General features: G+C 47.9%; 25 protein-coding genes and 3 pseudogenes. 6 read left to right on the top strand and 22 right to left on the bottom strand.

What is annotated here, in order from left to right:
- Window positions 1-2: 2 nt before the first annotated feature.
- The 6 genes and pseudogenes from ispG to ndk all read right to left on the bottom strand — a co-directional run bounded on the left by ispG (window position 3) and on the right by ndk (window position 4551).
- Window positions 3-1279, bottom strand: a pseudogene (ispG, locus tag GKO28_RS14600) (flavodoxin-dependent (E)-4-hydroxy-3-methylbut-2-enyl-diphosphate synthase).
- A 74-nt stretch (window positions 1280-1353) separates the two neighbouring features.
- The gene (locus GKO28_RS22400; protein WP_203564184.1) at window positions 1354-1536 is read right to left on the bottom strand and encodes a DUF4115 domain-containing protein; all 183 of its coding nucleotides are present in this window, start codon (window positions 1534-1536) and stop codon (window positions 1354-1356) included.
- A gap of 52 nt (window positions 1537-1588) precedes the next feature.
- Window positions 1589-2170, bottom strand: a complete 582-nt coding sequence (locus GKO28_RS14590) for a RodZ family helix-turn-helix domain-containing protein (RefSeq protein ID WP_182076809.1) — start codon at window positions 2168-2170, stop codon at window positions 1589-1591.
- Window positions 2163-2897 (bottom strand): type IV pilus biogenesis/stability protein PilW, encoded by a 735-nt coding sequence (pilW, locus tag GKO28_RS14585; protein ID WP_182076807.1) that lies wholly within the window; start codon window positions 2895-2897, stop codon window positions 2163-2165. Before pilW ends, GKO28_RS14590 begins: the two co-directional genes overlap by 8 nt.
- A complete protein-coding gene (rlmN, locus tag GKO28_RS14580; RefSeq protein WP_182076806.1) occupies window positions 2894-4027 on the bottom strand; it encodes a 23S rRNA (adenine(2503)-C(2))-methyltransferase RlmN in 1134 nt (377 codons plus the stop codon). The genes pilW and rlmN overlap by 4 nt, the downstream gene beginning before the upstream one ends.
- A gap of 98 nt (window positions 4028-4125) precedes the next feature.
- Entirely contained in the window at window positions 4126-4551 is a 426-nt protein-coding gene (gene ndk, locus GKO28_RS14575; protein WP_182076805.1) for a nucleoside-diphosphate kinase, read from the bottom strand.
- A 268-nt stretch (window positions 4552-4819) separates the two neighbouring features.
- On the opposite strand from ndk, the gene GKO28_RS14570 reads away from it, so the two are divergent.
- Window positions 4820-5539 carry an SPOR domain-containing protein gene (locus GKO28_RS14570; RefSeq protein ID WP_182076803.1) on the top strand — a complete coding sequence of 240 codons (720 nt, stop codon included), beginning with the start codon at window positions 4820-4822 and terminating at the stop codon, window positions 5537-5539.
- A gap of 78 nt (window positions 5540-5617) precedes the next feature.
- On the opposite strand, the gene GKO28_RS14565 is transcribed toward GKO28_RS14570, so the two are convergent.
- From GKO28_RS14565 to GKO28_RS14540, 7 genes are all read right to left on the bottom strand, one after another.
- Entirely contained in the window at window positions 5618-6556 is a 939-nt protein-coding gene (locus GKO28_RS14565; protein WP_173531866.1) for a hydrogen peroxide-inducible genes activator, read from the bottom strand.
- 1 nt (window position 6557) lies between these two features.
- Window positions 6558-7076: a disulfide bond formation protein B gene (locus GKO28_RS14560; RefSeq protein ID WP_182076801.1), complete on the bottom strand. Its 519-nt coding sequence runs from the start codon at window positions 7074-7076 to the stop codon at window positions 6558-6560.
- Window positions 7077-7109: 33 nt separating this feature from the next.
- On the bottom strand, window positions 7110-7985 hold the full coding sequence (locus GKO28_RS14555; RefSeq protein ID WP_247646571.1) for a patatin-like phospholipase family protein: 876 nt from the start codon (window positions 7983-7985) through the stop codon (window positions 7110-7112).
- On the bottom strand, window positions 7925-8284 hold the full coding sequence (locus tag GKO28_RS20325; protein ID WP_247646570.1) for a patatin-like phospholipase family protein: 360 nt from the start codon (window positions 8282-8284) through the stop codon (window positions 7925-7927). The genes GKO28_RS14555 and GKO28_RS20325 overlap by 61 nt, the downstream gene beginning before the upstream one ends.
- 279 nt (window positions 8285-8563) lie before the next feature.
- Window positions 8564-8803, bottom strand: coding sequence for a hypothetical protein (locus GKO28_RS14550; protein WP_182076800.1), 240 nt, complete (start codon window positions 8801-8803; stop codon window positions 8564-8566).
- A 203-nt stretch (window positions 8804-9006) separates the two neighbouring features.
- A complete protein-coding gene (locus GKO28_RS14545; protein ID WP_203564183.1) occupies window positions 9007-9417 on the bottom strand; it encodes a GGDEF domain-containing protein in 411 nt (136 codons plus the stop codon).
- A gap of 1 nt (window position 9418) precedes the next feature.
- The gene (locus GKO28_RS14540; RefSeq protein WP_203564182.1) at window positions 9419-10456 is read right to left on the bottom strand and encodes a cache domain-containing protein; all 1038 of its coding nucleotides are present in this window, start codon (window positions 10454-10456) and stop codon (window positions 9419-9421) included.
- A gap of 266 nt (window positions 10457-10722) precedes the next feature.
- On the opposite strand from GKO28_RS14540, the gene guaB reads away from it, so the two are divergent.
- Window positions 10723-12189, top strand: coding sequence for an IMP dehydrogenase (gene guaB, locus GKO28_RS14535; RefSeq protein WP_182076798.1), 1467 nt, complete (start codon window positions 10723-10725; stop codon window positions 12187-12189).
- Between the two features lie 270 nt (window positions 12190-12459).
- Here guaB and GKO28_RS14530 read toward each other — a convergent pair.
- The 6 genes and pseudogenes from GKO28_RS14530 to GKO28_RS14500 form a co-directional block, all read right to left on the bottom strand.
- Window positions 12460-13799: pseudogene (locus GKO28_RS14530) on the bottom strand (inorganic phosphate transporter).
- 916 nt (window positions 13800-14715) lie between these two features.
- Window positions 14716-15642, bottom strand: coding sequence for a HEPN domain-containing protein (locus GKO28_RS14520; protein WP_182076796.1), 927 nt, complete (start codon window positions 15640-15642; stop codon window positions 14716-14718).
- Entirely contained in the window at window positions 15596-16216 is a 621-nt protein-coding gene (locus tag GKO28_RS14515; RefSeq protein ID WP_182076794.1) for a hypothetical protein, read from the bottom strand. Before GKO28_RS14515 ends, GKO28_RS14520 begins: the two co-directional genes overlap by 47 nt.
- 659 nt (window positions 16217-16875) lie before the next feature.
- Window positions 16876-18682, bottom strand: a pseudogene (gene aspS, locus GKO28_RS14510) (aspartate--tRNA ligase).
- 82 nt (window positions 18683-18764) lie between these two features.
- Window positions 18765-19481 (bottom strand): DUF502 domain-containing protein, encoded by a 717-nt coding sequence (locus GKO28_RS14505; protein ID WP_247646568.1) that lies wholly within the window; start codon window positions 19479-19481, stop codon window positions 18765-18767.
- 11 nt (window positions 19482-19492) lie between these two features.
- On the bottom strand, window positions 19493-19702 hold the full coding sequence (locus tag GKO28_RS14500) for an FmdB family zinc ribbon protein (RefSeq protein WP_182076792.1): 210 nt from the start codon (window positions 19700-19702) through the stop codon (window positions 19493-19495).
- A 277-nt stretch (window positions 19703-19979) separates the two neighbouring features.
- Between GKO28_RS14500 and phnD the strand changes: the two genes are divergently transcribed.
- The 4 genes from phnD (at window position 19980) to GKO28_RS14480 (ending at window position 24044) form a co-directional block, all read left to right on the top strand.
- A complete protein-coding gene (gene phnD / locus GKO28_RS14495) occupies window positions 19980-20948 on the top strand; it encodes a phosphate/phosphite/phosphonate ABC transporter substrate-binding protein (protein ID WP_182076790.1) in 969 nt (322 codons plus the stop codon).
- Window positions 20949-21948: 1000 nt separating this feature from the next.
- Window positions 21949-22332: a DUF6394 family protein gene (locus GKO28_RS14490; RefSeq protein WP_182076789.1), complete on the top strand. Its 384-nt coding sequence runs from the start codon at window positions 21949-21951 to the stop codon at window positions 22330-22332.
- Window positions 22333-22339: 7 nt separating this feature from the next.
- A complete protein-coding gene (locus GKO28_RS14485) occupies window positions 22340-22660 on the top strand; it encodes an ion channel (RefSeq protein WP_182076787.1) in 321 nt (106 codons plus the stop codon).
- A 40-nt stretch (window positions 22661-22700) separates the two neighbouring features.
- Window positions 22701-24044, top strand: coding sequence for a TrkA family potassium uptake protein (locus GKO28_RS14480; protein ID WP_182076786.1), 1344 nt, complete (start codon window positions 22701-22703; stop codon window positions 24042-24044).
- A 50-nt stretch (window positions 24045-24094) separates the two neighbouring features.
- Here the strand turns inward: GKO28_RS14480 and GKO28_RS14475 are convergent, their stop codons facing one another.
- From GKO28_RS14475 to GKO28_RS14465, 3 genes are all read right to left on the bottom strand, one after another.
- Window positions 24095-25045, bottom strand: coding sequence for a D-2-hydroxyacid dehydrogenase (locus tag GKO28_RS14475; protein WP_182076783.1), 951 nt, complete (start codon window positions 25043-25045; stop codon window positions 24095-24097).
- A gap of 97 nt (window positions 25046-25142) precedes the next feature.
- Window positions 25143-25652 (bottom strand): LysR substrate-binding domain-containing protein, encoded by a 510-nt coding sequence (locus GKO28_RS14470; protein ID WP_182076781.1) that lies wholly within the window; start codon window positions 25650-25652, stop codon window positions 25143-25145.
- A complete protein-coding gene (locus GKO28_RS14465) occupies window positions 25633-26055 on the bottom strand; it encodes a LysR family transcriptional regulator (protein ID WP_182076780.1) in 423 nt (140 codons plus the stop codon). Before GKO28_RS14465 ends, GKO28_RS14470 begins: the two co-directional genes overlap by 20 nt.
- Window positions 26056-26059: the final 4 nt, after the last annotated feature.

Here is a 26059-nt window from a genome sequence, read left to right as displayed (position 1 = left end):
ATTCAAATTGAAGTTAATGGAATAATTTTTGCTGCTTGTTCACGCCGTTTTGAACCACCCACAGCGTAATGCGTCATCACATAGCGCTCAACAATGGCCTGAAACTCCACAGCCACATGCTCACCCTTGAGCGTGACGTCTTTTTCGCCATCGATATACACCGGACACACTGGCACTTCACCGGTACCCGGCAAACTAATCCCAATATCGGCCAGCTTAGATTCACCCGGCCCATTGACCACACAGCCCATGACTGCGACTTTCATTTCTTCTACACCCGGATAGTCTTTACGCCACACCGGCATTTTTTCACGCAAAAAGCTTTGAATGTCTTGTGCCAACTCTTGAAACACAGTCGACGTGGTACGACCACAACCAGGGCAAGCCGTAACCAATGGCGTAAAACTACGCAAACCCATGGTTTGCAATAACTCTTGTGCCACAATCACTTCTTTCGTGCGATCGCCATTAGGTTCTGGCGTCAACGAAATCCGAATCGTGTCACCAATGCCTTCTTGCATCAAAATCGCCAAAGCAGCGCTCGATGCCACAATCCCTTTGCTACCCATGCCCGCTTCAGTCAAACCCAAATGCAATGGGTAATCACAGCGCGCACCCAAATCGCGGTATACCGCGATCAAAATCTTGCACATGGGACACTTTGCACGACAGCAAAATTTGATCGGGTGATAAGCCCCACTTCACTGCTTGCTCAGCCGATTCGAGCGCAGACACAATCAATGCTTCGCGCATCACTGCATCCGCACTGAGTGGTTTAGAGCGCTTGCTATTTTCGTCCATCATCCGCGCAGCAATGCTTTGATCAAGCGATCCCCAGTTCACGCCAATGCGCACCGCTTTTTTATACTCGATGGCTTTTTCAATCATCGACGCAAATTTTTCGTCGCGTTTACTGCCTTTACCAACATTACCCGGATTAATCCGGTATTTCGCCAAGGCCTGTGCGCAGTCGGGGTAATCACGCAATAAGCGATCGCCATTGTAATGAAAGTCGCCAACCAACGGAACTTTACAACCCCAGTTCTCTAACTTGGTTTTAATATTGGCAACTTGAGCTGCGGCTTCTGGGCTATTCACGGTGATACGTACCACCTCAGAACCGGCGCGCCACAATTCAAAAATTCTGTCTTGCCGTGCCTTCAGCATCGGCCGTATCAGTATTAGTCATCGACTGCACGACGACAGGATGATCACTACCGACCCAAACATGGCCGACTTGAACTTGACGGGTTTTACGACGTGTAATCAGGCTCGACATACGATTATTTCAATTCCATATTAACCACATCAGAACCGGGCTTGAGATAAGCACTCAAATCCACATTTTGACCATTAAAATACAATTGGGTTTTTTGGGGCGTTACCGACCTTAACGCGATAAGGCGGCACACCGGCCACCACGCGCTCGTAACCCGGACGAATAATCTCGGACAACACTTTATTGCCATTAGCATCCACAATTTGCACCCAGCTATCGGTCTGCGAGGTGATTTTAATTGAATGCGCTTCAGCCACTACCGATGCTGCACTAGCGGGAACCGTAACGGTTTTTTGAACCTGTGGTGCACTAGCAACCGGCAAGGCTGCTTGTGGTGCGCTCGCTGGCGCAATTGCACTGGCGGCCACTGGCGACAATAACTTCTTCTTGTACTGCAGATGCCGGATCCACATCCACAATCGGTTGGCTTTCCATCTCTGGCAAAGCCAGCTCAGGATGGGCCGGTTGCTGCAAATACCAAAATACGCCCGCTACCCCCAAAGCCAAGCCCAATACGCCCATCAATACAATTGCTGATGGTTGACGCCGACGCTTACTTTTAAATGGAATCGTGCCATTGGTTTCCAAAGGCGCATCCAGCAAGGTGGTCGACACTTGCTCTGCAGGCAACACCTGTGCCAAATACTCCAGCAAAGGCTCAGGATCTAAATGCACCAGCCGCGCATAATTACGCACAAAACCTCGGATAAATAAATTGCTTGGCAATTCATCAAAGGCTTCTTGCTCAATCGCCAGCACTTGGCGTACCGCAAGTTTTAATTGATTAGCAACTTGCTCTGGACTTAATTCTAAAGCTTCTCGTGCATTGCGTAATTGTCGACCTGCAGGCAACAAGCTTGCGGTCGATGAAGATTCAAACTGATCAGTCATATTTTCCAATCTGTAACTTAGTGGCTTCTACTGAATCGGGGAAAGCGCTGAGTAATTCTTTGGCATAGCGTTGCTCGGCGGTTTTATTGCCAATGGCACGCTCGATTCTCACACCCAGCCATAACAATTCAACGGGGGTTGGCTTACTTGATCGATATAGATCAACAAACAAACGCTTTGCCTCAGGCAAGTCCCCCGACTTTAACATTAAATTACTCAGCTGAAATTTAGCTTGTAAATAATTTGGTCTTTGTATCAGAATTTTTTTATACCACTGCGCAGCCAAAGCATTATCTTGATTACTTAAAGCGCAATTGGCCGCAGCCATCATGGTATTTTCTGGCGTTGGATACAAAGGATCGCTGAGCGCGGTATTAAAATGGGTTTCAGCTTGCTGAACCTGACCATTAGCGCAAAGAAAATTCGCGTAATTGTGATTCACATCTGAATTATTCGGCTCGATCTTTAAAGCCTGCTTAAAAATATCAGCCGCAGTGGTTTTATCACCCAAAGCCCAATACGACAAAGCCATCACATTGTAAGCCAAGACATATTTGGCATCGGCGGCAATGGCTTTTTTGGCTTCATCCACAGCAATGGGGTACTGCCCCACTTTATAATATTCGGACGCGAGTCGCGTTCTAACGCTTGCGCGAGAATCTTCATTCGCCAGTGCAAAATGACTTAGGCCAAGACACAACGCCACTAGCAATAAAGTATTTTTCACGCATCGCCTCCTGATTTAAAAATAATTGGCCGAGTTTCGAGCATTTTTTCGGTGCGGCGGGTTTTGTCCAAAACCTGCCCTGCCAATTGCCCGCAAGCGGCATCAATATCATCGCCACGCGTTTTACGCACGGTCACGATGTAACCCGCTTGCAATAAAATATCGCGGAAACGATGAATTGCTTCACGACTTGAACGCTGATAACCGGCATTAGGAAACGGATTAAACGGAATCAAATTAAACTTACACGAAGTCGATCGCGCCAATGCCGCCAATTGATGCGCATGCTCAGGCTTATCATTGATGCCATCAAGCATCACATATTCAAAAGTAATAAAATCACGCGGTGCTTTTTCTAAATAACGATTGCACGCATCCATCAATTGTTTGAGTGGATATTTTTTATTAATCGGCACAATTTGATCGCGAATGGAGTCGTTCGGCGCATGCAAACTCACTGCCAACGCAACAGGACAATCTTCGCGCAGCTTATCCATTTGCGGCACCATGCCGGAGGTCGATAAGGTCACGCGGCGGCGTGACAAGCCATACGCATTGTCATCCAGCATCAAACGCATCGCAGCAACCACATTATCATAATTGGCCAGTGGTTCACCCATGCCCATCATGACCACATTCGATACAATCCGGGTATCGTCATTGGTCGCAGTACCAACACGCGCCGCATCAAAAGAGAGGCGGCGATTGGCCCACCATAACTGCCCAATAATCTCAGCAGTCGATAAATTACGGTTAAATCCTTGTCGTGCCGTCGAGCAAAAAGTGCAATCGAGCGCGCAGCCCACCTGACTAGAAACACATAAAGTACCGCGGTCATCTTCGGGAATAAACACCGCTTCAACCCCGTTACCCGTGCCCACATCCAACAACCATTTGCGGGTGCCATCTTTGGCAATTTGTTCGGCCATCATCGCCGGTGGTGCAATACAGGCATCGACAGCTAATTTTTGCCGAAACGATTTAGCGATATCACTCATCGCATCGAAATCCGCTACGCCGCGCTGATGAATCCACTTCATCAGTTGTTTGGCACGAAACGGCTTTTCACCGAGTTGTACCATCAATTGGCCTAGACGCTCCGCATCGTAATCCAACAAATTTATTGCCATGTCTTTATCCACCAAGGCTTACGCCATTTATTTCATCAGTGACGCTCGCTTAGCGAGCCAAGCGAGCGTCTTTACCACCACTACTTACAAGCTAAAACTTAACGTGCGTACACTTCAGCTGCATCGAAAAAATAAGCGATTTCAATTGCGGCATTTTCCAAACTATCTGAGCCGTGTACTGCATTGGCATCAATACTATCGGCAAAGTCCGCACGAATCGTACCGGCAGCGGCATCTTTTGGATTGGTTGCGCCCATCAAATCGCGATTCAATTTCATCGCGTTTTCGCCTTCAAGCACTTGAATCATGACTGGACCTGAAATCATGAATTCAACCAAAGCGCCAAAGAAAGGACGCTCTTTATGTACTGCGTAAAAGCCTTCAGCTTCGGCACGTGTTAGGTGCTTTAGTTTCGCCGCAGCGATTTTTAAACCCGCAGTTTCAAAAACGATCATAAATTTTACCAATGACATTTTTGCAACAGCGTCAGGTTTAATAATCGATAGGGTACGTTCAACAGCCATTTTTATCTCCAGTGTGAGTCGTTATTTTCAATTTAACGAAAGAAACTTTGCAGCATAATGTAATTTAAGCTAGCCTCGTGCGAATTATATTTATTTCACGAAGACCGAATTCAAGCCCTATTTAAGCTCCCGTAATCAGCGGCAACACAAAAAATGGATCACATCGTATCCACCTCGCCGCAACACAGGGAGTTTGAGCAACCGACTTGAAGCCTTAAATCTGAGGCAAATAGCCCAACAGTATAACACCATAGCGAGCACCTGACAGATGAGTGATGGACTTGACCCCATCTTGCAGCAGAAAGAACAGCAGCAATTAAAAACCCAACTCTTGTGGCGACTCGGCATCGCTGCCGCATTGATCGGCATTGTACTTGCTGCCATTGCATGGTTTGATCAAGAACGAAAAAATGCGGTACCTGAAGTTAAAATAGCCAGTGATGTGGAGACAGCAAAAATCCTCACGCCACTCATTGCCGCCTCCGAGATCGAATCGGCAACGCCCAATCCGAACATCAGCAGTGAAGTGGCAAGCGCTCCTACCCTCAGTCCGAGTCCGAGTCCGAGTCCGAGTCCGAGTCCGAGTCCGAACTCAAGTCTCAGTCACAATCAAACACCGATTCAAGCCATTAGCAATCCGGCTCCCAAGCCAAGCGCAACGGCACAGCGTGCCGTCGTGGCCGAGCAAACGCGCAGCGCGCCCAAACCAGATCCGTTACCCATACCACTAATGAATGCACCAACGCCAATGGCCGCTCGCCAACCCGTCAAACCAAGCAATAACTACCCAGCAGCAACCACTGGGCAGCAAGGCTATAGCGTTCAAGCCGGAGTCTTTTTGCATGCGAAAAATGCCGAAAAACTACTCGTACAATTACAAACGGCAGGCATTCCGGCCTACCTAGAAACCCGAGTGCAAATTGGCCCGTTTAAGAGCAAATCACAAGCCGATATCGCCGTAAAAAAAACTACGACAGCTCGGGATTGAGCCGGTATTAAGAACGCAATAGCGCATCAAAAAATCGGCTGCAGTGGATTTCAATTAGTCAAAGAAATTAATCAAAGACTATGAATTAATCGGCGCATCCGGCAGACGATGAATCGGCTCTAAATCCGATTGCAACAAAGCTTGCCGCACCGCTTCAATCGCCGCCTGACGTGGAAAATTCCTTCGCCAAGCCAAGATAACGCGCCGTGAAGGCACTGGCCCTGTGAACGGACGTAAGGTTAGCAAAGCCTCATCGGCCACACTCACCGACGTCGCAGGCAATACGGTCACACCAATACCACCGGCGACCATATGCCGAATCGTCGTTAATGACGAGCCTTGCAATGTCCGCTGCAAACTCCCCACCGACATACTTTCACGATTTAAATCGGAGCAGGTTTGCAAAACTTGGTCGCGAAAACAATTACCTGGCGACAACAACAATACATTTTCATCCGACAATTGCTCAGACGATACCGACTCGAGCAATTCCCACTCGTGCCCTTTAGGCGTTGCCACGATAAAATCTTCGTCATACAACGCTTGGGTAGAAATACCGCCTTCGTGAAACGGCTCAGCCAAAATCGCCAGATCAATCTCGCCTTGCTTGAGCATTTCGGCCAAACGCACGGTGTAATCTTCTTCGAGCAATAACTGCATTTGCGGCGCGATACGGCGCAATTGCGGAATCAAATGCGGCAATAAATACGGCCCAATGGTGTAAATTACCCCCAAACGCAAGGCCCCAGCCAATGGATCTTTCCCTTGTTCGGCCAACTGCTTCACCATCGACACTTCTTCAAGCACGCGCTGCGCCTGCTCAACAATACGCTCACCGCTCGGCGTTACCGTCACCTCACCGGCGGCGCGCTCAAACAGCACCACACCCAGCTCTTCTTCTAATTTTTTCACGGCCACCGACAACGTCGGCTGCGATACAAAACAGCTATTGGCTGCACGCCCAAAGTGACGCTCACGCGCCACAGCAACGATGTAACGTAATTCAGTCAATGTCATATCACAGACCTCGGCGACGAATTTCAAGCAAACGGATTTTAGCCAAATACGACAAAGGCACTAAAAAGCCGACAAAGGCCACCAACAGCCAAAATGGCATCGACATTCCAAACAAAGCAAAATCCACGACCGAGCAATCACCAACCGGACGAATCACCGCCGAAATCCAAGCAGGTAAAGCATTTAAATCAATCGGAAACGGCAAACTAGACGCACAATTAACCCCCGTTTCTGCCGGCGCATATTGCAGCATTAAATGCCACACGGTGATTCCTGCGCCCCACAATGCCACTGCGGCATACACGCCAGAAAACCACATCACCCCGCGCCTGGTAGTTGGCTGCCAGATTGCCGCAAGCAAACTCAGCAAACCCAGTGTAACAACCAATAAGCGTTCGTAAACACAAAGTAAACATGGCATAAGCCACTGATAAAACTGGTGATAAAGTGCAAACCCCATCATGCCGACACAGAGCAAAAACAGAGCAAAAAACCCCACACGCCAACGCAACCAAGCCATGCCCAAACTCCGACAAGATAGAAAATAACTATTCTACGCTGCTTGCCTTAGAATTTGCAGCCAAAAAAAAACACTCAGCTCAGCTTCTTTATCCATCGCATCTCGATAGCCCAAGCGAATCAACTGCCGCAAATACGCCTGACTAAATAATAAATAACTCGCCACCACCGAACCCTGCCGTCGAAAAGCCCCCAAGCCGCCCAATAAAAACCGCATTCCCAATGGAAAATCCCGACTAAAACTTAAAGTTAATTTTTCTAGCGGCTTGGATGGCGAAATAGTCAACACCTCAATCGGGTGCAGCTCTAACTGACCGGTAAGCCGCGCGGCCAGCGGCACATAAGACAAGGTTCGATTAATTCGCGTCATCCGCTCCAAATCGGTATCCAAACTATCGAGAAACACACTATTAAACAGTTGCCCCGTCACTTGCGCCAAGGTGGGATAAGACGGGCTATGCAGCCGCGTCGGTCCATGATCAGAATGCGGCGCGACCCCTATGACTAACACGCGTCGAGCACCCAAATGAATCGCCGGACTCAAAGGGGCAATTTGCCGCACTGAGCCATCACCAAAATATTCACGATGGATATGCTCGGCCGGAAAAATAAGCGGTATAGCGCTAGACGCCATTAAATGCGAGACATTGAGCTCAGTACGTACCCCTACTCGCTTCGCTCTCGACCAAACAGACAAATCATCCGCACCTTGAAAAAAAGACACCGACTGCCCGCTGCTATAACCCAGCGCCGAAATCGCCACCGCACGTAATGCACCACTTTGAATATGTTGTTCAATTTGGCCAAAATCCACTTCGCGGCTCAATAAAGCACGCAAAGGCGCATTATCTAAAAAGGCGCGTGGATTACGCTCGCCCAAACCACCACACACAATAAAGCCAACAACCAATGCGCTGCCGTTTTGCTCAAATACGGCAAATCAGCCAGATAAATCGACTCCCCCCGCAAACCTTGCCACATCCGCGCCAATTGCAGCACCGCACGATGAAAATCTCCCGCCCCTACCGCCATCGCCGCGGCATTAATCGCCCCCGCTGAAGTTCCGCAGATAATCGGAAATGGATTTGGACTACCGCGTGGCAATATTTTAGCTATCGCGAGTAACACACCGACTTGATAAGCCGCCCGCGCGCCACCGCCAGACAAAATAAGCGCCGTATTCGACGTGTTCGAGAGAATCGCTTTCATCGCTAAGATCTCCTGCCAAGCAACTGATCAACAATCAACGAAACAGCAAGGACAATCAGCATGTTTTGCTAAAAAACACTACGCTCATTGGCCATGACCTTAAAACGTCAAACAGCTAAAATCATTCGCAATATTCCCTCAAGCCAAGGCGTTGCGGAGGAAAACGCCAAAACAACTCGGCCGAAACGGATTATAAAAAATTTCAATAAAATTTTAAGCGGCCGACTTTTAATTTATTGTCTGATATCGATGAGGAAATTTATATCGATATACTAATCACTATTTTTTAAATTTATTCACTAGACGACTAATCCACTTGTTGACGACCTCAGCAAAATGGGCAAGATCATTAGCCGCATTTGGATTATATATCTCTATTTGCGCATAAGGTATATCACTATTAAAAACTGCAATTGCATCATTTTCATTAGCGGCATATATTATATAGCCATCAACTTCAAACCCTTGAGCAAGCAACAGCTCTTTATTGGCAATAAATTGATCTTGATCGGTATGCAAATAGCGAGTTTCGCTCCTCGCCTCGATAGTTATTTTAAAAAAACTGATATGTTGGCATTTAAAACTCCTTAAATTGCAAATGCTGATCGTTTTCGCAAAATTGAACGAACATTGACAATGACAAGATGAATCATAAATAGCTAGCAAGAAATGGTCATATCAAACTTTTTCTGGCCAACTATCAATACACCAAAACGAGTCCACTAAGCATCGGCCATCACGCAATTTCGGCCTGCTGATTTTGCTGCGTAGAGTAATAAGTCAGCTCGCTGGAAAAATTCAGTCTCAGTTTCGCCGGCTTGCAACTCAACCACACCTAAGCTCATCGTCACTAGGGTGTGTCTTGGCAAAGCAAAATCATAATTGGCGACCGCCAAACGCAAGCGTTCAGCCAGCTCCAGCGCCATCACCCGTGGGCAATCATCCAATAAAATAATGAATTCTTCCCCGCCCCAACGCGCCAATGTATCGCCAGTACGCACCGTGTGCCGCAAAATATCCGCCACTTTGCGCAACACATCATCTCCGATCAGATGACCAAATTCATCATTAATTAATTTAAAATAGTCAATATCAATCAAAATACCGGACAGCGAACGCGGGCGGCGCGCCAACTCAGTTTTTTTTTTGCCCCAACACCACCTCAAAAGCCTGCCGATTCAATAACTGCGTTAAGCCATCAGTACAAGCCAACGCCTCCAAGCTTCGCTGATTTCGGTTAATACTATAAATGGCAATACACAAAACCAATAAAGTAATCAATGCAGAAATCAATAAATTAAGCTGAAACATATGTTGCACTGGGCGTAAATCAGCAGTTTCATTTTGCTCAACAATTAAATACCACCCCAATTCAGGAATAAACCGGCTATTCACTTGTATCAACTGCCCGTTGAGCTGATAACTTAACTGCGTTGGTTTTAATTGATGATTTAAAATCTTCGCCGCTATACTACTTATTCCTTCGTGCGATAAAATTGAGTTTCGACCTTGTGCTGAATTACCGGTTAAAACCACTTGACCTGATTCATTCACAAAATAAATATTGCGCTGAAAACGAGTCTCATATGTTTTTAACAATCGACTCATCGTATCCAAAGTTAAACCAACGCCTGTGGTACCAATAAATCGATTTTGATAATCAAAAATCTGATAATTAATAAAAATCGTTATTTTAGCCCGATTTGCCCAATCGGGATCCACGTTAGTTTCAAATGCTTTATTCATTTCTCGAACGCGAAAATACCAAGCATCACGTGCATCGTCCGATTGAATTTTTTTTAACACGCCACTGTTATGGTAATAATTACGACTTTTTTCTGAAACCAAAAAACTGGTAAAGGTCCCGTTCTTGGTTTTAACCTCACTTAAATACCGCGTTAATTGCTCAGGATCTTTCTCGCCATTTAATAGCCAGTCGCGCACAAACGTATCGTGTGCCATTTGCGATGAAATAAACACCGGCCGCAAAATATCTTTTTGAATCTCAGAATAAATACTGTCGCCAGTCAACGGCAATGCCGTGCCGACAATGCCTTCACGAACCGCATCACGCGACACTAAATAACTGGCAATACTCGTGGTTAAAAACCCCACAATTAACAAAACAGCCACCAACAGCAATAATCGCAAACGCTTTGGAAAACTCGGCACACCGCCCCCTTTGGGTTTTTTTGCATGGTTATTTTATATAGAGTCCAGACACGCAATTCAGCGCTTGATTCTCTGTTCTCCCAATGCAATGATTACACACTAAGAAAGCGACCACAGCAATTTACACAGGAAATTTAAAATTTCGATGAAAACAACACCCGAAACCTTCGCCGCATTGCGCAGCAATCACCCTTTTCATAACTAATGCAATAGGCGTGACATCATGGTTTCGGTATAATGCTTTTTTGGCGAAAAGGATTCTACTCATGCGCATCGTGCAAAAAGCCCTTACGTTCGACGACGTTTTGCTTGTACCCGCTCATTCCAATGTTATGCCGCGCGATGTTTCGCTGGCGACGCAATTCACGCGCAATATCCGCCTGAATTTGCCGCTGGTTTCCGCTGCGATGGATACCGTTACCGAAGCCCCATTGGCCATTGCAATGGCACAAGAAGGCGGCATCGGTATCTTGCATAAAAACATGACCCCAGCGCGTCAGGCACAAGAAGTCGCCAAGGTAAAACGCTATGAATCAGGGATTGTAAAAGACCCGATCACCGTTGCCCCCAACATGTTGGTTCGTGATGTGTTGCAACTGACTCAACAACACAAAATCTCGGGCTTGCCGGTCATTGACCAAGGCTTGCTCGTTGGTATCGTTACCAACCGTGACATTCGTTTTGAAACGCGCCTTGATGTGCCTGTTTCATCAATCATGACGCCAAAAGCGCGCTTGATTACTGTTCGCGAAGGCACCAGCATCGACGACGCTCGCGCCTTAATGCACGAACACCGTCTAGAACGCGTTCTGGTGATCGACGACGCATTCCGCCTTAAAGGTCTCATCACCGTCAAAGACATCATCAAAACCAGCGAGCACCCACTGGCTGCCAAAGATGAACAAGGTCGTTTACGCGTTGGTGCTGCCGTTGGCGTTGGCGCTGGTACTGACGAGCGCGTTAAATTATTAGTTGAAGCTGGCGTTGACGTGATCGTGGTCGATACCGCACACGGCCATAGCCAAGGCGTTCTTGATCGCGTGCGTTGGGTTAAAACCAACTTCCCACACGTTCAAGTCATTGGTGGCAATATTGCCACTGCCGCTGCGGCTTTAGCCTTGGTTGAAGCTGGCGCAGATGCCGTTAAAGTCGGCATCGGCCCAGGCTCAATCTGCACCACCCGTATCGTGGCTGGTGTTGGCGTACCGCAAATTTCAGCAGTGGCCAATGTCGCCGAAGCCCTTGCTGGCACTGGCGTACCATTGATCGCCGACGGCGGGATTCGCTTCTCGGGCGACATCGCTAAAGCCATCGCCGCTGGCGCGCACATGGTGATGTTGGGTGGTTTGTTCGGTGGTACCGAAGAAGCACCGGGTGAAGTTGAACTCTACCAAGGCCGCTCATACAAGAGCTACCGTGGCATGGGCTCACTCGGCGCAATGAGCGGCGCGAACGGCTCGTCTGATCGCTACTTCCAAGACAAAACTGCCGATGCCGACAAATTGGTACCAGAAGGCATTGAAGGCCGCGTACCGTACAAAGGTCCATTGTCTGCCGTGATCCACCAATTGGTTGGCGGCCTACGCTCATCAATGGGATATCTAGGTTGCGCAACGATTGACGACGTTCACGCCAAAGCTGAATTCGTACAAATCACTTCAGCCGGCATCCGTGAATCACACGTTCATGACGTGCAAATCACCAAAGAAGCACCCAACTACCACCAAGACTAAGCTGCTTGAGTTTGGATAAAAAAAACCGCTGACACGTCAGCGGTTTTTTTTTGCGCTTTAATATTTAGCGCCATAGGTATATAAATCTAACCTTTATGCAATAACGACTACAAAGCAATACCCAACATAGATACGCTAAACAAAACACAGCCCTGCTGCATCACCAGCAATAAAATGCAACAGACCCATACCAATCTAATTCCTCAATCGCCTTCAATCGAGACCAATAAACAGCGCCAGTCAATGCTGGCGCTGTTTGCATCGAGTGGCTTAAGCCGGCATCAACATGCCGCGCAACATAAAGAACAACATCGCCGACAGCAAGGCCGAAATCGGTAGCGTTACAATCCATGCGGCCGCAATCTTCATAATTTGCGAGCGCTTCACGAGCTCTTGGCGATAGACTTTTTTCAAGCCTTTGCGCTCCATTTTAGAAAAATGCGCCGGATCAAGTTGCGATTTGGCTTGCTGCTTCAGCTCTTGCAACATCAAGGCTTTTTCTTTTAAGCCGGCTTTATTAAAACGCAGCAAGAAAGTATCTACCGCAGTCTCATCGCCTTCTGGATGATGTGCCTTAATTTCATCCAGCGTGCGCGCATGACTGGCTTTAAGATACTCACGCAAGAAACCAACGCCAAACACGCCACCGACCGCAATATGTGTCGAACTCACCGGCAAACCCAATTGACTGGCAAAAATCACCGTAATCGTTGCCGCCATCGCAATACAGAAAGCCCGCATTTGATCGAGTTCAGTAATTTCCGAACCCACAGTACGAATCACCTTCGGCCCATACAGCGCCAAACCGAGTGCAATACCAATCGCACCAATCACCATAATCCACAGTGGAATACTGGCACTGTCTTGCAAACTAGTCCCGCTACTGATTAGCGCATCATTAATCGCCGCCAAAGGACCAATTGCATTGGCCACATCATTGGCGCCGTGGGCAAAACTTAGCAAGGCGGCAGCAAAAATCAAAGGAATGGTAAAGAAACGATTCACGCTTTGCTTATTATTGGCCACATCGTTAATTCGCGACCGAATCACCGGCGCCAAAATGGCACAAACAACCGCACCGACTGCGAAGCCAATCCCAACAGCAAACCAAAAATCAACTTTCCAAATTTTATTCAAACCTTTGAGCATTAAATAAGTGCTAAAAGTCCACGCCATCAACCCCACTAACACTGGAATCATTTTCGCCGCCGCAGCGATCATATTGGTTTGGTAAGTAATCGTTCGTTTAATCAGATATAAAAATATCGCCGCAAAAATACCACCGAGCAAAGGCGAAATCACCCAACTCATGGCAATCTTGCCCACTTGCCCCCAATCGGCGATACCCATGCCACCAGCCGCGACACCCGCCCCCAAAACCGCCCCAACAATGGAATGCGTCGTCGATACTGGCGCCCCTACCACCGTGGCAATATTGAGCCACAATGCACCCCCAACAAAGCCGCCAACATAATCCAGATAAAGGTTTGTTTATCCGGAATCAAACTCGGGTCAATAATGCCGCTACGGATGGTCGACACCACATCGCCCCCCGCCACAATCGCCCCTGTCGCCTCAAAAATACCGGCAATAATTAAAGCCCCACCCATCGTCAGCGCTTTAGAGCCGACCGCAGGACCCACATTATTCGCCACGTCATTCGCCCCAATATTGATGGCCATATACGCGCCGACAACCGAAGCCACAATCAGCATGATGCTCGGCGTGGTGCCACGTGAAGCGGTATACAGCACAATGCCGACAATAAAGAGTAAGGCAATGCCCAGTCGAACGAGCTCGACACGCCCAGATTTGGCGGCATTGTGAATGGTATCAATTTGTTGGTGGTTCATAGCTTCACTGTGATGGCTAGGTTGGTAGAAATAGCGGTTGCAAGCCGCCTTCATAAACGCGCTATTGTGCGCCTTGCCATAACGAAGGGCGACGCAAAAACTCACACAATACAAAATCAATAGCGCAAAGCTTTAAAACCAGCCGAGCTCACTCCGATACACAGTAAAAAATCAGCCTACCCCTTGATTCACACTTTAAAAACCATCAACACTCGCACAGCAGAAAGCCATCGCAACACCATAGGTATATAGCCACAAGCCTTATAAATAAAGACTTAAAGTACAATACCTAACTATACTGGGTATTTTTTAACCATATAAGCACCACACAATCTGACCCTCCGTCGAGATAGCCAATTACAAATGCACCCAATATACAGCCGCTACACAGTCAACATCCCACACCTAAATTGAGTATGCTCACCCACGGTTAACGCTGATTTTTAACCTTGACATCACAGCCAACACCCAAGCCAAGACTCAGCCACGTTAAAAGCTTATTTGAGCATGACCCAAGACAATGACTCAGCGTCAGATATAAACAGAAAGTATACGTAGGGTGGAATAAACGAAGTGCATTCCAGCTTGATGCATTGTGATGATGCGGCGGGGTATGCAGGGCTTATTGCACCCTTGTTTCTACGTTATTGCACCATACGCTGAGTACGCGATGTTAAGATTTAGCTGCTGCAATTGCACGTTTTAAATCTTGCAGTTGCAGCTCATAGTTCACACGGAATCTACCAAATGGATGCGATAAAGTGCTGCGCTGCTTACTCCAAGTTCTGATATCCCAACCGCACTCAATGAGATCTGATGCTGCGAAGATAAATTCAAGTACTTCAGTGAAAAACACCACTTGATTAAATTCATCGCTGTAGTTCATTTTCTTTGTATCTGAGCCGTGGACAAAATAGTTTCGACAATTAACCGCCTCATCGATCACCATTACAAGCTCAGGAAAGTTGGCTGGAACTTGATCGAGAATGAGTTGCGCTCGGCTACGAATTTTTCGTTTCAAACTGGCTTTTCCAAGTCTGCCAAGTGCTCCAAGAACGCTGTCCTTCTCGGGGCTTTGAGAAAGACTCCTAAATAAGGTACGAGTTGAGTTTTTTGCTTTTTCCAACTCTTCCGATAGTGGTAAATCAGCAGGAACGGCTGAGGCCGGAAGTATGTCGAACATATTTGCAGCACCTACCAAACGATCAATTGTGAAATTATGCTGTTGAGCAAATCCGTTTGAGAAGCGAAAACGCGCGTCTTGCCATTCTTGATTTTTGGCTAACCAGTTAGTTAGTACATTTGCGAAATACTCAGGAGTTTGTGCAGCTTGAATTGGGAGATCCGTTGGATGTGGCTTCCGTTCAGTGGCATCAGCCTCGGATGGAGGAAACATACTCCAGTAAACGCTAAGTGAATTAGGTAGATTGGTAGTAGTACTTGCCATCATAAATGCAAGACTCTGCACGGATTGCGGACGACCAGCAATGATTTCTAAGAAACGTAGTAAGGTGTTAACCGATTGGATAGCTGTATCGATTGCCACTTTTTCATTAAAAGCGATAGTAACGAAAATTTTGTTGTTGAAATGGATTTCCACTTGGTCCAGGCATGCCATATGAAGGGCGGTGCTCTGCGGTCACGACTCCTAAATCAGTTACCGCTTTAAATATTTCGTATTTGCCTGTGAAGTAGAAAAGATGGGGATCATCACCTAAGGTAATATCGCCCCCCTTTTCACGAATTTCATCTGCGATTTTTGCCAAGTAAGGAGCTGTATTTATTACCATTCCAAAAGCGTGAAGATCGTAGAATAAGGGAGTGTCGTCGGTGACATGAAAGCTTACTTTTTCAATTTTCTTATCCTCAGGCCTTATATGCTCATCACCAACGATGACATAATGCGGGAAAAAGCTAGAGGAGTAATAGTGCTTATCTCCACGATATCCGCCGCCAGCAGGCAGAGTTGTGATGCAATCTATTAGGGAAACCTTCGTCCTATCATGTAGCTCGCCAAGAATACAAGCATTTTGAATCTTATTTGTGTTGAAGGCTTTTCGAGAGTACGCATCTAGCGTGGACTTAGATCCATTAAGAATTAAGTCGCCATAAATTTCTGAGTCATCAGAGATTACGAACATTCCTGATTTTCTAAATCCCTCGAACAGTTCCATTACTTAAATCCTTTTTAAATAAAAAAAGCACTTGTTATAACTCATTACCCTACAATATGGATGTATTTACTTGCAAGCCTTTATTTACAGAGCGTAGAGAACAATACATCGATTTAAAATCAAGCCTCGTTGAGCTGCGCGAGATCCCGTGTAGCAAGCTGAGCGAGGAACAAGCGGGGCGGGGTTTTTGCGATCATTGTTTGAGGCCGCAGGCCGAGTTTTGATCGCAACCGCCTCGATTGTCCGCAGCGAAGGTACGGGCACAGCCCGCGCAGATACTCGGGTCGCCTTTCTTTGGCCCACACTTTCTTTGGCGAAGCAAAGAAAGGTGGGTGCCGCGCGGCATTAGCGCGACTTTGATTTAAAGTGTGCATCGAATTCAACCCAACGTTGACCGCGCGATTGTTGGGCCGCGCAGGCTTAGCCCAACTTACTCAATCTAAGCATCACGGATCGCAATTTGCGCCACGGCAAACTGATCGGCGGGTTACGCCTAAAGGCTAACCCGCCCTACCTATACTAACCCGCCCTACGCACCAACCTACCCGAACAAACCAATGGGTATATCAATACAGCCAATATCCATCAAAGCCTTCCAGCCAATACCCAACAAAAAAGGCGACCGAAGTCGCCTTTTTTTAATCCAAGCTAATCAGCAATTACGCTAAATTGGCTTGCTGGGTGTTACGCAAACGAATGTGCAATTCGCGCAATTGTTTTTTCGTCCACTTCGTTCGGTGCGTTGGTTAACAAGCACTGTGCACGTTGGGTTTTCGGGAAGGCAATCACGTCGCGGATAGATTCGGCGCCGGTCATCAAAGTCACCAAACGATCCAAACCAAAGGCTAAGCCGCCATGCGGAGGGGCACCAAATTGCAGATTGTCGAGCAAGAAGCCGAATTTGTTTTGCGCTTCTTCTTCGCCGATACCGAGTGCTTCAAACACGGTCGATTGCATATCAGCGCGGTGGATACGCACTGAACCGCCGCCCATTTCCCAACCGTTAAGGACCATATCGTAAGCGCGGGCTTTGCATTTGCCCGGATCAGATTTAAGGAACTCGATGTGCTCCACTTTCGGGCTGGTGAACGGATGGTGGCAAGCATTCCAACGGCCGGCGTCGTCGTCGCGTTCAAACATTGGGAAGTCAACCACCCACAATGGTTTCCAGCCGCGTGTGAAGTAACCCGCTGCTTCGCCTTTTTCGTGACCGACTTTCAAGCGCAATGCGCCGATGGCTTCGTTAACGATTTTTTCTTTGTCTGCGCCAAAGAAAATCAAATCGCCAGTGGTTGCACCAGTGCGGGTGATGATTTCTTGCAGGCAAGCTTCGCTCAAGTTTTTAACGATTGGCGATTGCAAACCAGAGCCTTCGCCGTTGCTCAGATTGGTAACGTCGTTGACTTTAATGTACGCCAAGCCTTTCGCACCGTAGATCGCCACGAACTTGGTGTAGTCGTCGATTTCTTTACGGCTGATGCTCGCGCCACCTGGAATACGTAAGCCGACTACGCGGCCGTTTTCCATGTCAGCAGCGCCACGGAAGACTTTGAATTCTTCGGTTTTCATCAAGTCAGTCAGTTCAGTGAACTGCAACGACACGCGCAAATCTGGTTTGTCAGAGCCGTACAAACGCATAGCGTCGTCATACGCCATCCGTGGGAAGTCGCCCAATTCAACGCCGATGGCTTCTTTAAATACGTGTTTGGCCATTGATTCGGTGATGTCCATGATTTCGTCTTCGTTCAAGAACGAAGTTTCGATATCAATCTGGGTGAATTCTGGCTGACGATCAGCGCGCAAATCTTCATCACGGAAGCATTTAACGATTTGGTAGTAGCGATCGAAACCGGCCACCATCAACAATTGTTTGAACAATTGTGGCGATTGCGGCAAGGCAAAGAATTGACCATCGTGCACGCGGCTTGGCACCAAGTAATCGCGCGCGCCTTCTGGCGTTGAGCGCGTCAACATTGGCGTTTCGATATCGATAAAGCCCAAACCATCCAGGTAGTTACGGATTAACATCGCTACGCGGTAACGCAAACGCATGTTTTTTTGCATTACTGGGCGACGCAAATCGATCACGCGGTTGGTTAAACGCACGTTTTCAGAGAGATTTTCATCGTCGATCTGGAACGGCGGCGTTGCCGCTTGATTCAATACGGTAATGCTGCTTGCCAAGACTTCAATTTGACCCGTGAACATTTTGCTATTGGTGGTCCCTTCTGGGCGAGCACGCACCAAGCCGGTGATTTCCAATACATATTCATTGCGGGTGGCATCAGCAATGGCAAACGCTTCTGGCGTTTCTGGCGCAAACACCACTTGCACCAAACCTTCACGGTCGCGCAAATCGATAAAAATCACACCACCATGGTCACGACGACGATGGGCCCAGCCCTTAATCGTGACAGTTTGGCCCAGATAACGACCATCAATCAAACCGCAATAATCGGTACGCATCAAAGAACTTCCTCAAATAAATAACACAAACAATCAATAAAACGGACAAGCCCGCTTGTGGCACAGCCACATTATTTTTTAATTAGCCTTTTACCGCGACAGCTGGCTCGCCAGATAAAGCCTGCGCCTGCGGATAAATCAAGGGCTTAGTACTGGGCATCACTACACCCAGCGAAATCACGTATTTCAATGCCTCATCCACACTCATATCCAGCTCTTTAACGTCATCGGCTTTAGCCATAAACAAAAAGCCCGATGTCGGATTGGGCGTGGTGGGCACAAACACCGAAATTAATTCACCACCGAGTTTGTCACTAATTTCGCCACTGGGAATACCGGTCACAAAACCGACTGACCAAGTCCCATGATGGGGAAACTGCACCAATACTGCTTTGCGAAACGCATTACCTGAATCAGAAAACAAGGTGTCTGAAACTTGCTTCACGCTCATATAAATCGAGCGAACAATGGGAATGCGCTTCAAAATCGACTCGCCGACTTCCAACAAACGACGACCCAAAATATTGGCAGCAAAAATCCCAGTTAACAACAGCACCAGCACCGTTAAAATCACTCCAAAGCCAGGAATGTTTTCTTCCCCTCTTAAGTGGGGAAATAACTGCGCCATCGCTTGCAAAATCCAATAATCAGGACGAACTTGATTTGGTACAAATGCCCCTAGCTGATCCATGGTGCTAATCAATAGATTGAGCACCCACAATGTGATCACTAAAGGAATCCAAATCAATAAACCAGTAAAAAAGTAGCGCTTAAATAATGAGGTCACAATTTTACTCAAGTAAAAATCGATTAAGAGTTCGAACCGGTTGTGCCAGAACCGCCTTTAAAATCAGTTTGATACCAGCCCGAGCCTTTGAGTTGAAAACCCGCAGCAGTTACACACCGAGTGTATTTTTCGGCTTGGCAAGCTGGGCATTGCGTTAATGCATCAGCGGACATTTTTTGTAAGTGCTCGTCTTGATGACCACACTCAGTACAGCGATAAGCATAAATAGGCATAATTATTCATACGCGACCAACCAGAAGGCGCTGATTATACCTTGTTCGCACGCCAAGGTCGAAACCACAACTCATTCAAAGCAAATCAACGCCGCTTTACACTGCAGCAATCTCGCGCTGCTGGGCTTTTTTCGCTTTAGGTTCACCGACTTTGCCGCTCATCAACGCTAAAGTCGTGCCTCTTAATGACTGATGCGTGATTACTTACAAACATTTCATATTACCGTCACACTCAATCCCTATGATGTAGTCCCTTCGTTGCTTGGGATTATTTGCTATGTCATTTCGCCCTCTTTGCTTGCTACTTTGCTGTTTGGTGCTCCCCGCGCACGCCGATATCACCGTCGGCTTACTGACCTCGCGCAATAACGAGCAAACACTAGAGGACTGGCAACCGATTCTGAATGATCTGGCCGCCGCAGTCGGTCAACCGGTAAAAGCTTGGGTGGGCAATGATAGAGCGGTGTTATTGAATAAAATTAAAAACAATGAGATCCAAGTGGCCCGCGTTGATAACAAATTGGCGCTCGATGCGGTAGAAAATGCCAAGGCCGAAGTTTTTGCATCCTTAGTGCAAAGTGGCAATCAGGCAACGTATCGCAGCGTGATGTTAGTTCGCGCCAACAGCCCGATCAAAAATGCCGAGCAATTACTTCAACATCCGCAGCAACTGAACTACGCCTCAGGCATTCATGGCAGCACCGCTGAATATTACATTCCGCACTACCATTTGTTTTTACAAAAAAACATCATCCCAGAAAATTATTTCAAACACATTGTGTATGGCAATGCCGAACAATCCTTTATTGCGCTGGCCACCCAGCAAGTCGATGTCGCCGTCAGTAATTCATTTGACTTAGAGCAGCTCAAAGAAAAATACCCGCGTGATCACGCCAAAATGCGCATGATTTGGCAGTCGCCAGAATTTGCCTTTGACCCCTTAATTCAACGACAAGATCTACCTGCCCCGCTCAAAAACAAAATCAAACAGTTTTTTACTCAGTACGGCAAAACGGGCAACAACACCGCGCAAGCCAAACAGCGCTTATATTATGCCGACCAATTGGCGGGGTTTATACCCGCGGACAATCGCAGCCTACGCCAAGTCACTGATTTACAGCTGTTTCATGATTTATTCAAACTCACCTTAAATAAAAAACTCGCTCATACCGAAAAAACGCAGCAGGAAGAAAACTATTACAAACGCTACCGCCAACTCACTCAATTACTCGGTGGCGCCAAATAACCCCCTCCTCACGTCTGGGGTATACGCCGCTTACTTTTATTAAATTTAAGTTTCAGCAATATACCCAGACTGATAATTGTGGCTAATCGCGTAATTAAATCCCTAAGCCATGCTTGATGCGCCTATGATGAATCTAACCTCGTGCGCGATGCACCGTGCAGGTTGCCATTCATCATTACTACTTAATCATCAAATCGGAGCAACATCATGGCCAAGGGTCAAGCACGCAGCAATAAAGAAACTAAAAAACCGAAAAAAGAAAAATCAGCAACAGTGCCGGTAGCGGGCTTTATGCCTGCAGCAAAATCCAGCGACAAAAAATAATAAGCCCCTTATGGCTTAACGATCGGCTTGAAACTAAGCCGTTCATTTTTTCTGCCAGCGCCTTCGCAATCCTTCGCGCCCCTACTCCATGCCCTACGCCACATTGATCCGCCACTGCTTTGCTGCCTCTGCCACCGATTGACGCTCGCTAGTCAGACATTGCGCTTGTTTTACTCGCCCCGAATCAGCCATTGCCTACCAGCCTCCCCGCAAAAACTTGCTTAAAAAAAAGTCAGCCCTTATTTATTCAAACAAATCATGAAGATAAGCCGTTTATCCACAGCTTATGCACGCAAAAACTCACGCCACTTGAGCATAAAGCCATGAAATGGCCTATTTTTTCACATAGGCTTAGCCACTTTACAAGAGACACTTAATTTCAACGACTTAAGTGACTTACCCACAGCCGGAGCTGGATTTTATCCACGACTTCTGGGGATAAAATCCAAAATACGGGTGTCCGGCCAAATCGCCAGCACCCGCGCCAAGCAACTGTAATAATTACATCGCGCTTTTACGGCGAATGATTTGACCCAATAGGGGAAGCAAAGCATGATGCGCGCACCGTATAAAAGCAGCGCGTTGGCGCTTAATTGGTCGGCGTAAGGCCCTGATTAAATCTGCATCACGCCCCCGCTGATCATCGGTTCACGATTTACTTGATTGGAATTTCACCATGAATTTAGAAAAAGTCATCTTTGGCTTCTTTATCTTACTGGCGTTTACGCTCAATTTTGGTTTTGTCATCGGCCAAATTGACATCGCCCACCAGCACGATGTGAATGAGCTGTTTGCGGCCATCGTCGTCAATTTAATCGCCACGGTAATTAAATTTGGCGATCGAACCCAAGTCGGCGCGCTGCATTTAGCGACCAGCTTGGTGGCGGATTTACAGTTAATTGCCGCGAGTTTCGTTTGGTGGAAAGCGCTGTATATTACCCAAGTCGGAATGACGCCAGCGATTACCACCACCATTGTGTCGCTGTCTGCCGGTGCTTTGGCGGCCAACTTGGTCTCAGTCATTTTATTAATTGGTGAAACCTTGCAACATCGCCGTTAAGCCTGCCATGCCCAATATTTTCTTTTTAATGCTGCGGCGTTTACGCACGCCGATTATCACGCTGATTTTGATCTATGCCATTTCGGTATTTGGTCTGGTATTGATTCCCGGCGTCGATAATGCCGGCCAGCCGTATCGGATGGATTTTTTCCACGCGATTTACTTTATCAGCTACACCGCCACCACCATTGGTTTTGGTGAGATTCCTTATGCCTTTACCAGCGCGCAAAGGATGTGGGTTTTAGTGTGTATTTATCTGGCGGTAATTGGCTGGACTTACGCCTTAAGCTCGATTTTCGCCTTATCTCGCCGATCAAGCGCTGGCTAAAGCGCTGCAATACACCCGCTTTAGCAGCAAAGTGAAGCGGATGAATGAACCGTTTTATCTCATTTGTGGCTACGGGCAAACCGGGCGCATCCTTTGCGAAGTGCTCGACACGCAAGACATTCGCTTTGTGGTTATTGATCAACGTGAAGAACGAATTAATGAAGTGGCCTTGGCGGACTACCATTTTGACGCCCCATTTCACGCCGGCGACGCTGCCAATCCTGAGTTACTCAAAATCGCGGGGATATCGCACCCACGCTGCATTGGAGTGCTGGGCATTACTGGCAATGAAAACACCAATCTATCGATTGCCATCACCGCCTATGTGTTACGCCCCAAATTACTCTCGATTTGCCGCAGCAAAAACCAAGAAATTAGCGACAATATGGCGTCATTTGGCACCAATAAAGTCATTAATATGTTTGAAGCGGTGGGCCAGCAGTTTCAATTGGCGATGCATGCCCCGGCTGTTTCGCATTTGCGTAAAATTTTGTCGGATTTTCCCGGCAACCCTTTCCCGCCGAGCATTAAACCGCCCAAGGGGCATTGGGTGATTGTCGGGTATGGGCGCTTTGGGCGCTCGATTCATAAAGCCTTATCGCAAGAAGGTATTAGCGTTCACATTATCGACCCCGATCCACAGCCCGAACTCGATCCTCAGATCTACCACCAAGCTTTAGGGGTTGACGCCGCCTCACTCAAAATCGCCGGCATTGAGCACGCCGTGGGTTTATTTGTCTGCCACGATGACGACGCCAATAATCTCTCGTCGCTGGCCACCGCCCGGGCGATTAACCCGGCGCTATTTATTGTTGCGCGGCAAAATTTAGCCACCAATCATTTACTATTCAAAGCCTTTGCGCCGAATTTTATTTCAATTCGCAGCGAAGTCGTCGCGCATGAAGCATTGCGCGCCATGGCCAATCCGCTATTGGCTCAGTTTGTTTTGGCTTTAGTGAGCAAAGAGGACGAATGGGCAAGCCAATTGACGCTCGACATCGAAAATCTTTGCCAAGGCATTGTGCCGGAACACTGGACGGTGCGTTTAAACGCTAAAAACCCCGCTGCGGTGCAGGCCTTTTTGGCACGTCCGTTACCCGCATTACAGATCAAACATTTTTATCACAGCGTGATTGATCACGGTCGGCCATTGCAATGCATCGCGCTGCTGCGTCGCCATGGCGAAAAAGATATTTTATTACCCAAAGCCGAAGACACATTGCGCTTTGGCGATGAATTGCTATTTATTGGCGACCATCACGCCCAGCAATCTCACCAAGCCATGTGTAGTGAAGTCAGCTTAATGGAATACGCTCGCACTGGGGCTGAGCAACCGCAAAGTTGGATCTTTCGCAAAATCGCCGCGTGGCGAGAACGCATCTAAGACTCAGTGCCACCCGCGCGGTGGCACAGACGCCCTATACGGCACGGCATTTACAGCAAATTACGTGGTTGGCCTTGCAAAAATCCGCCGATATTATCAATTAATTGATCGGCCAAGGTTTGCATGGTTTCCACGCTGGCCCACGCCACATGCGGTGTAATCAATAAATTGGGCAGCGCGACATCCAGCAGCGCATTGCCCGCAGTCGGTGGCTCAGTCACTAAAACATCCAATCCCGCCCCAGCAATCTGCCCAGTTTGCAGCGCCGTTAGCAAATCTGCTTCATCGACTAAACCACCGCGTGCCGTGTTAATTAATATGCTCGTGGCTTTCATCGCCGCTAATTCCGGCGCGGCAATCATGCCACGCGTGGTGTCATTGAGCGGGCAATGCAAACTTAAAATATCCGCCGTGGCCAACGCCTCGTCCCACGGCAAAAACCCTGGCCGAACCACGGCGGCACCACGATGCTCAACAAAAAACACTTGCATACCAAAAGCGCGTGCCAATGCTGCAGTCGCTTGTCCTAACGCGCCCGAGCCGATCAAACATAAACGACTACCGGCCAAATCATGCAGTGGCGCACCAAAAACACAAAAACCACTGGCCGCCTGCCATGCTCCGGCCAACACTTGCTGCCGATACGACAGCAATTGTCGCCGCAAAGCCAACATCAGCATCAGCGTATGCTCGGCCACACCATGAATTGCATAATCACGAATATTGCACACCGCAATATTCAATTCTTTTGCCGCCAACACGTCGATCTGGTTGTATCCGGTTGCTGCCACCGCGATGAGTTTTAAATCGGGCAAAGCCGCCATCATTTCGCGGTTGATTGGCACTTTATTACTAATGGCGACCGTCGCCCCCGCCAGCCTTTCCACCACCTCATGGGCCAGCGTTTGCGGATATTCTTGCCAATGATGCGGCATGGCCAGCGGTTTTAAGCGCACCGGCAAACTGGCTCGATCCAAAAAAACGATTAAAGGTTCATGCATCACATTCACTCCGTAAAAATAAAATCAACGCCAACAGACAACATCAAAAAAACATCGCCGCGCCTAAATCAATAGCGCAAGGTGGAATTCGCCCCATTTAGCGAGCAAAATGGCTGGCGGCAAATTGCTCAATCGCTTGCGTCAAGGCCAAAGCGGGTGGTGTTTGCCGCGCCCAATGATGCCAATACAGTGGCACCGTCGTCGCAAATTCGGCGAGCGCCAACATCGTTCCAGCTGTTAGCTCCGTGGCAGCTTGCGCTCGCGGCACAATCGCATACGCCAGCCCCGACTTGGCCGCGGCATACAATGCATGGCTTTCGGGAATTACATAACAAGGAAATTGCGCGTCGAGCAAAGCAAAGCGTTCGCGCAGCAAGCGCCGATGCAAGCTTTCTTTTTGCCCAAACACTGCGGCCGGTGCACCAGCCAAACTGTGTGCATTCACCCCATTGGCAAAGTATTGGGCAACAAACGCGGCATTAGCTACGCCAATGTAAGACAATTCACCCAAGGGTATTGCCACGCAGCCAGCTACAGGCAATGGCTGCGTGCTAATACATCCAATTACATCACCAGCGCGCAGTAAATCAAGCGTGTAAAGCTTCATCCTCCACCACACAATCGAGCAATAATTTTGCCGGCAATAAATTGGGCGCGATCGCTGCAATCAGGCCAATGGCCAAACTGTCGGCGGTAATGCCAACGCGCAAATTGCTCCATGCGACATCGTCATTGCTGGCGTCAAATCGCTTGGCTAAATCGGCCTCCAGCAAGCGAACTTGCCGCACATGCGCCAGCAGTTGTTCGCCGCTGGCCGTGGCACTGAGTGGCGTTTCACGCCGCAACAGCACTTCACCATGGCGCTCTTCGAGCTGGCGAATGCGCTGCGAAATCGCCGACGGCGTTAAATGCAAACGTTTAGCCGCCGCATCAAAACTACCACAACGCAAAACCATATCCAGTGCTTCGAGTAATTTGTAATCAAACATAAGCAAAAATGGTGGGGGCATAGAA

The sequence above is a fragment of the Deefgea sp. CFH1-16 genome (assembly GCF_016881365.1).
GTDB lineage: Bacteria > Pseudomonadota > Gammaproteobacteria > Burkholderiales > Chitinibacteraceae > Deefgea.
The sequence above is the reverse complement of the archived record's forward strand: the minus strand, read 5'-3'. Positions and strand labels throughout refer to the sequence as shown.

Excerpts from the sequence above, each read along its gene's own strand:
- GKO28_RS14570 (WP_182076803.1), top strand. The coding sequence starts at position 4,820 with ATGAGTGATGGACTTGACCCCATCTTGCAGCAGAAAGAACAGCAGCAA.
- GKO28_RS14470 (WP_182076781.1), bottom strand. The coding sequence starts at position 25,652 with ATGAAGCTTTACACGCTTGATTTACTGCGCGCTGGTGATGTAATTGGA.
- GKO28_RS14565 (WP_173531866.1), bottom strand. The coding sequence starts at position 6,556 with ATGACATTGACTGAATTACGTTACATCGTTGCTGTGGCGCGTGAGCGT.
- GKO28_RS14480 (WP_182076786.1), top strand. The coding sequence starts at position 22,701 with ATGAATGAACCGTTTTATCTCATTTGTGGCTACGGGCAAACCGGGCGC.
- GKO28_RS14485 (WP_182076787.1), top strand. The coding sequence starts at position 22,340 with ATGCCCAATATTTTCTTTTTAATGCTGCGGCGTTTACGCACGCCGATT.
- GKO28_RS20325 (WP_247646570.1), bottom strand. The coding sequence starts at position 8,284 with ATGAAAGCGATTCTCTCGAACACGTCGAATACGGCGCTTATTTTGTCT.
- GKO28_RS14490 (WP_182076789.1), top strand. The coding sequence starts at position 21,949 with ATGAATTTAGAAAAAGTCATCTTTGGCTTCTTTATCTTACTGGCGTTT.
- ndk (WP_182076805.1), bottom strand. The coding sequence starts at position 4,551 with ATGGCTGTTGAACGTACCCTATCGATTATTAAACCTGACGCTGTTGCA.
- GKO28_RS14500 (WP_182076792.1), bottom strand. The coding sequence starts at position 19,702 with ATGCCTATTTATGCTTATCGCTGTACTGAGTGTGGTCATCAAGACGAG.
- GKO28_RS14475 (WP_182076783.1), bottom strand. The coding sequence starts at position 25,045 with ATGCATGAACCTTTAATCGTTTTTTTGGATCGAGCCAGTTTGCCGGTG.
- GKO28_RS14560 (WP_182076801.1), bottom strand. The coding sequence starts at position 7,076 with ATGGCTTGGTTGCGTTGGCGTGTGGGGTTTTTTGCTCTGTTTTTGCTC.
- GKO28_RS14465 (WP_182076780.1), bottom strand. The coding sequence starts at position 26,055 with ATGCCCCCACCATTTTTGCTTATGTTTGATTACAAATTACTCGAAGCA.
- phnD (WP_182076790.1), top strand. The coding sequence starts at position 19,980 with ATGTCATTTCGCCCTCTTTGCTTGCTACTTTGCTGTTTGGTGCTCCCC.
- rlmN (WP_182076806.1), bottom strand. The coding sequence starts at position 4,027 with ATGGCAATAAATTTGTTGGATTACGATGCGGAGCGTCTAGGCCAATTG.
- guaB (WP_182076798.1), top strand. The coding sequence starts at position 10,723 with ATGCGCATCGTGCAAAAAGCCCTTACGTTCGACGACGTTTTGCTTGTA.
- GKO28_RS14515 (WP_182076794.1), bottom strand. The coding sequence starts at position 16,216 with ATGGAACTGTTCGAGGGATTTAGAAAATCAGGAATGTTCGTAATCTCT.
- GKO28_RS14590 (WP_182076809.1), bottom strand. The coding sequence starts at position 2,170 with ATGACTGATCAGTTTGAATCTTCATCGACCGCAAGCTTGTTGCCTGCA.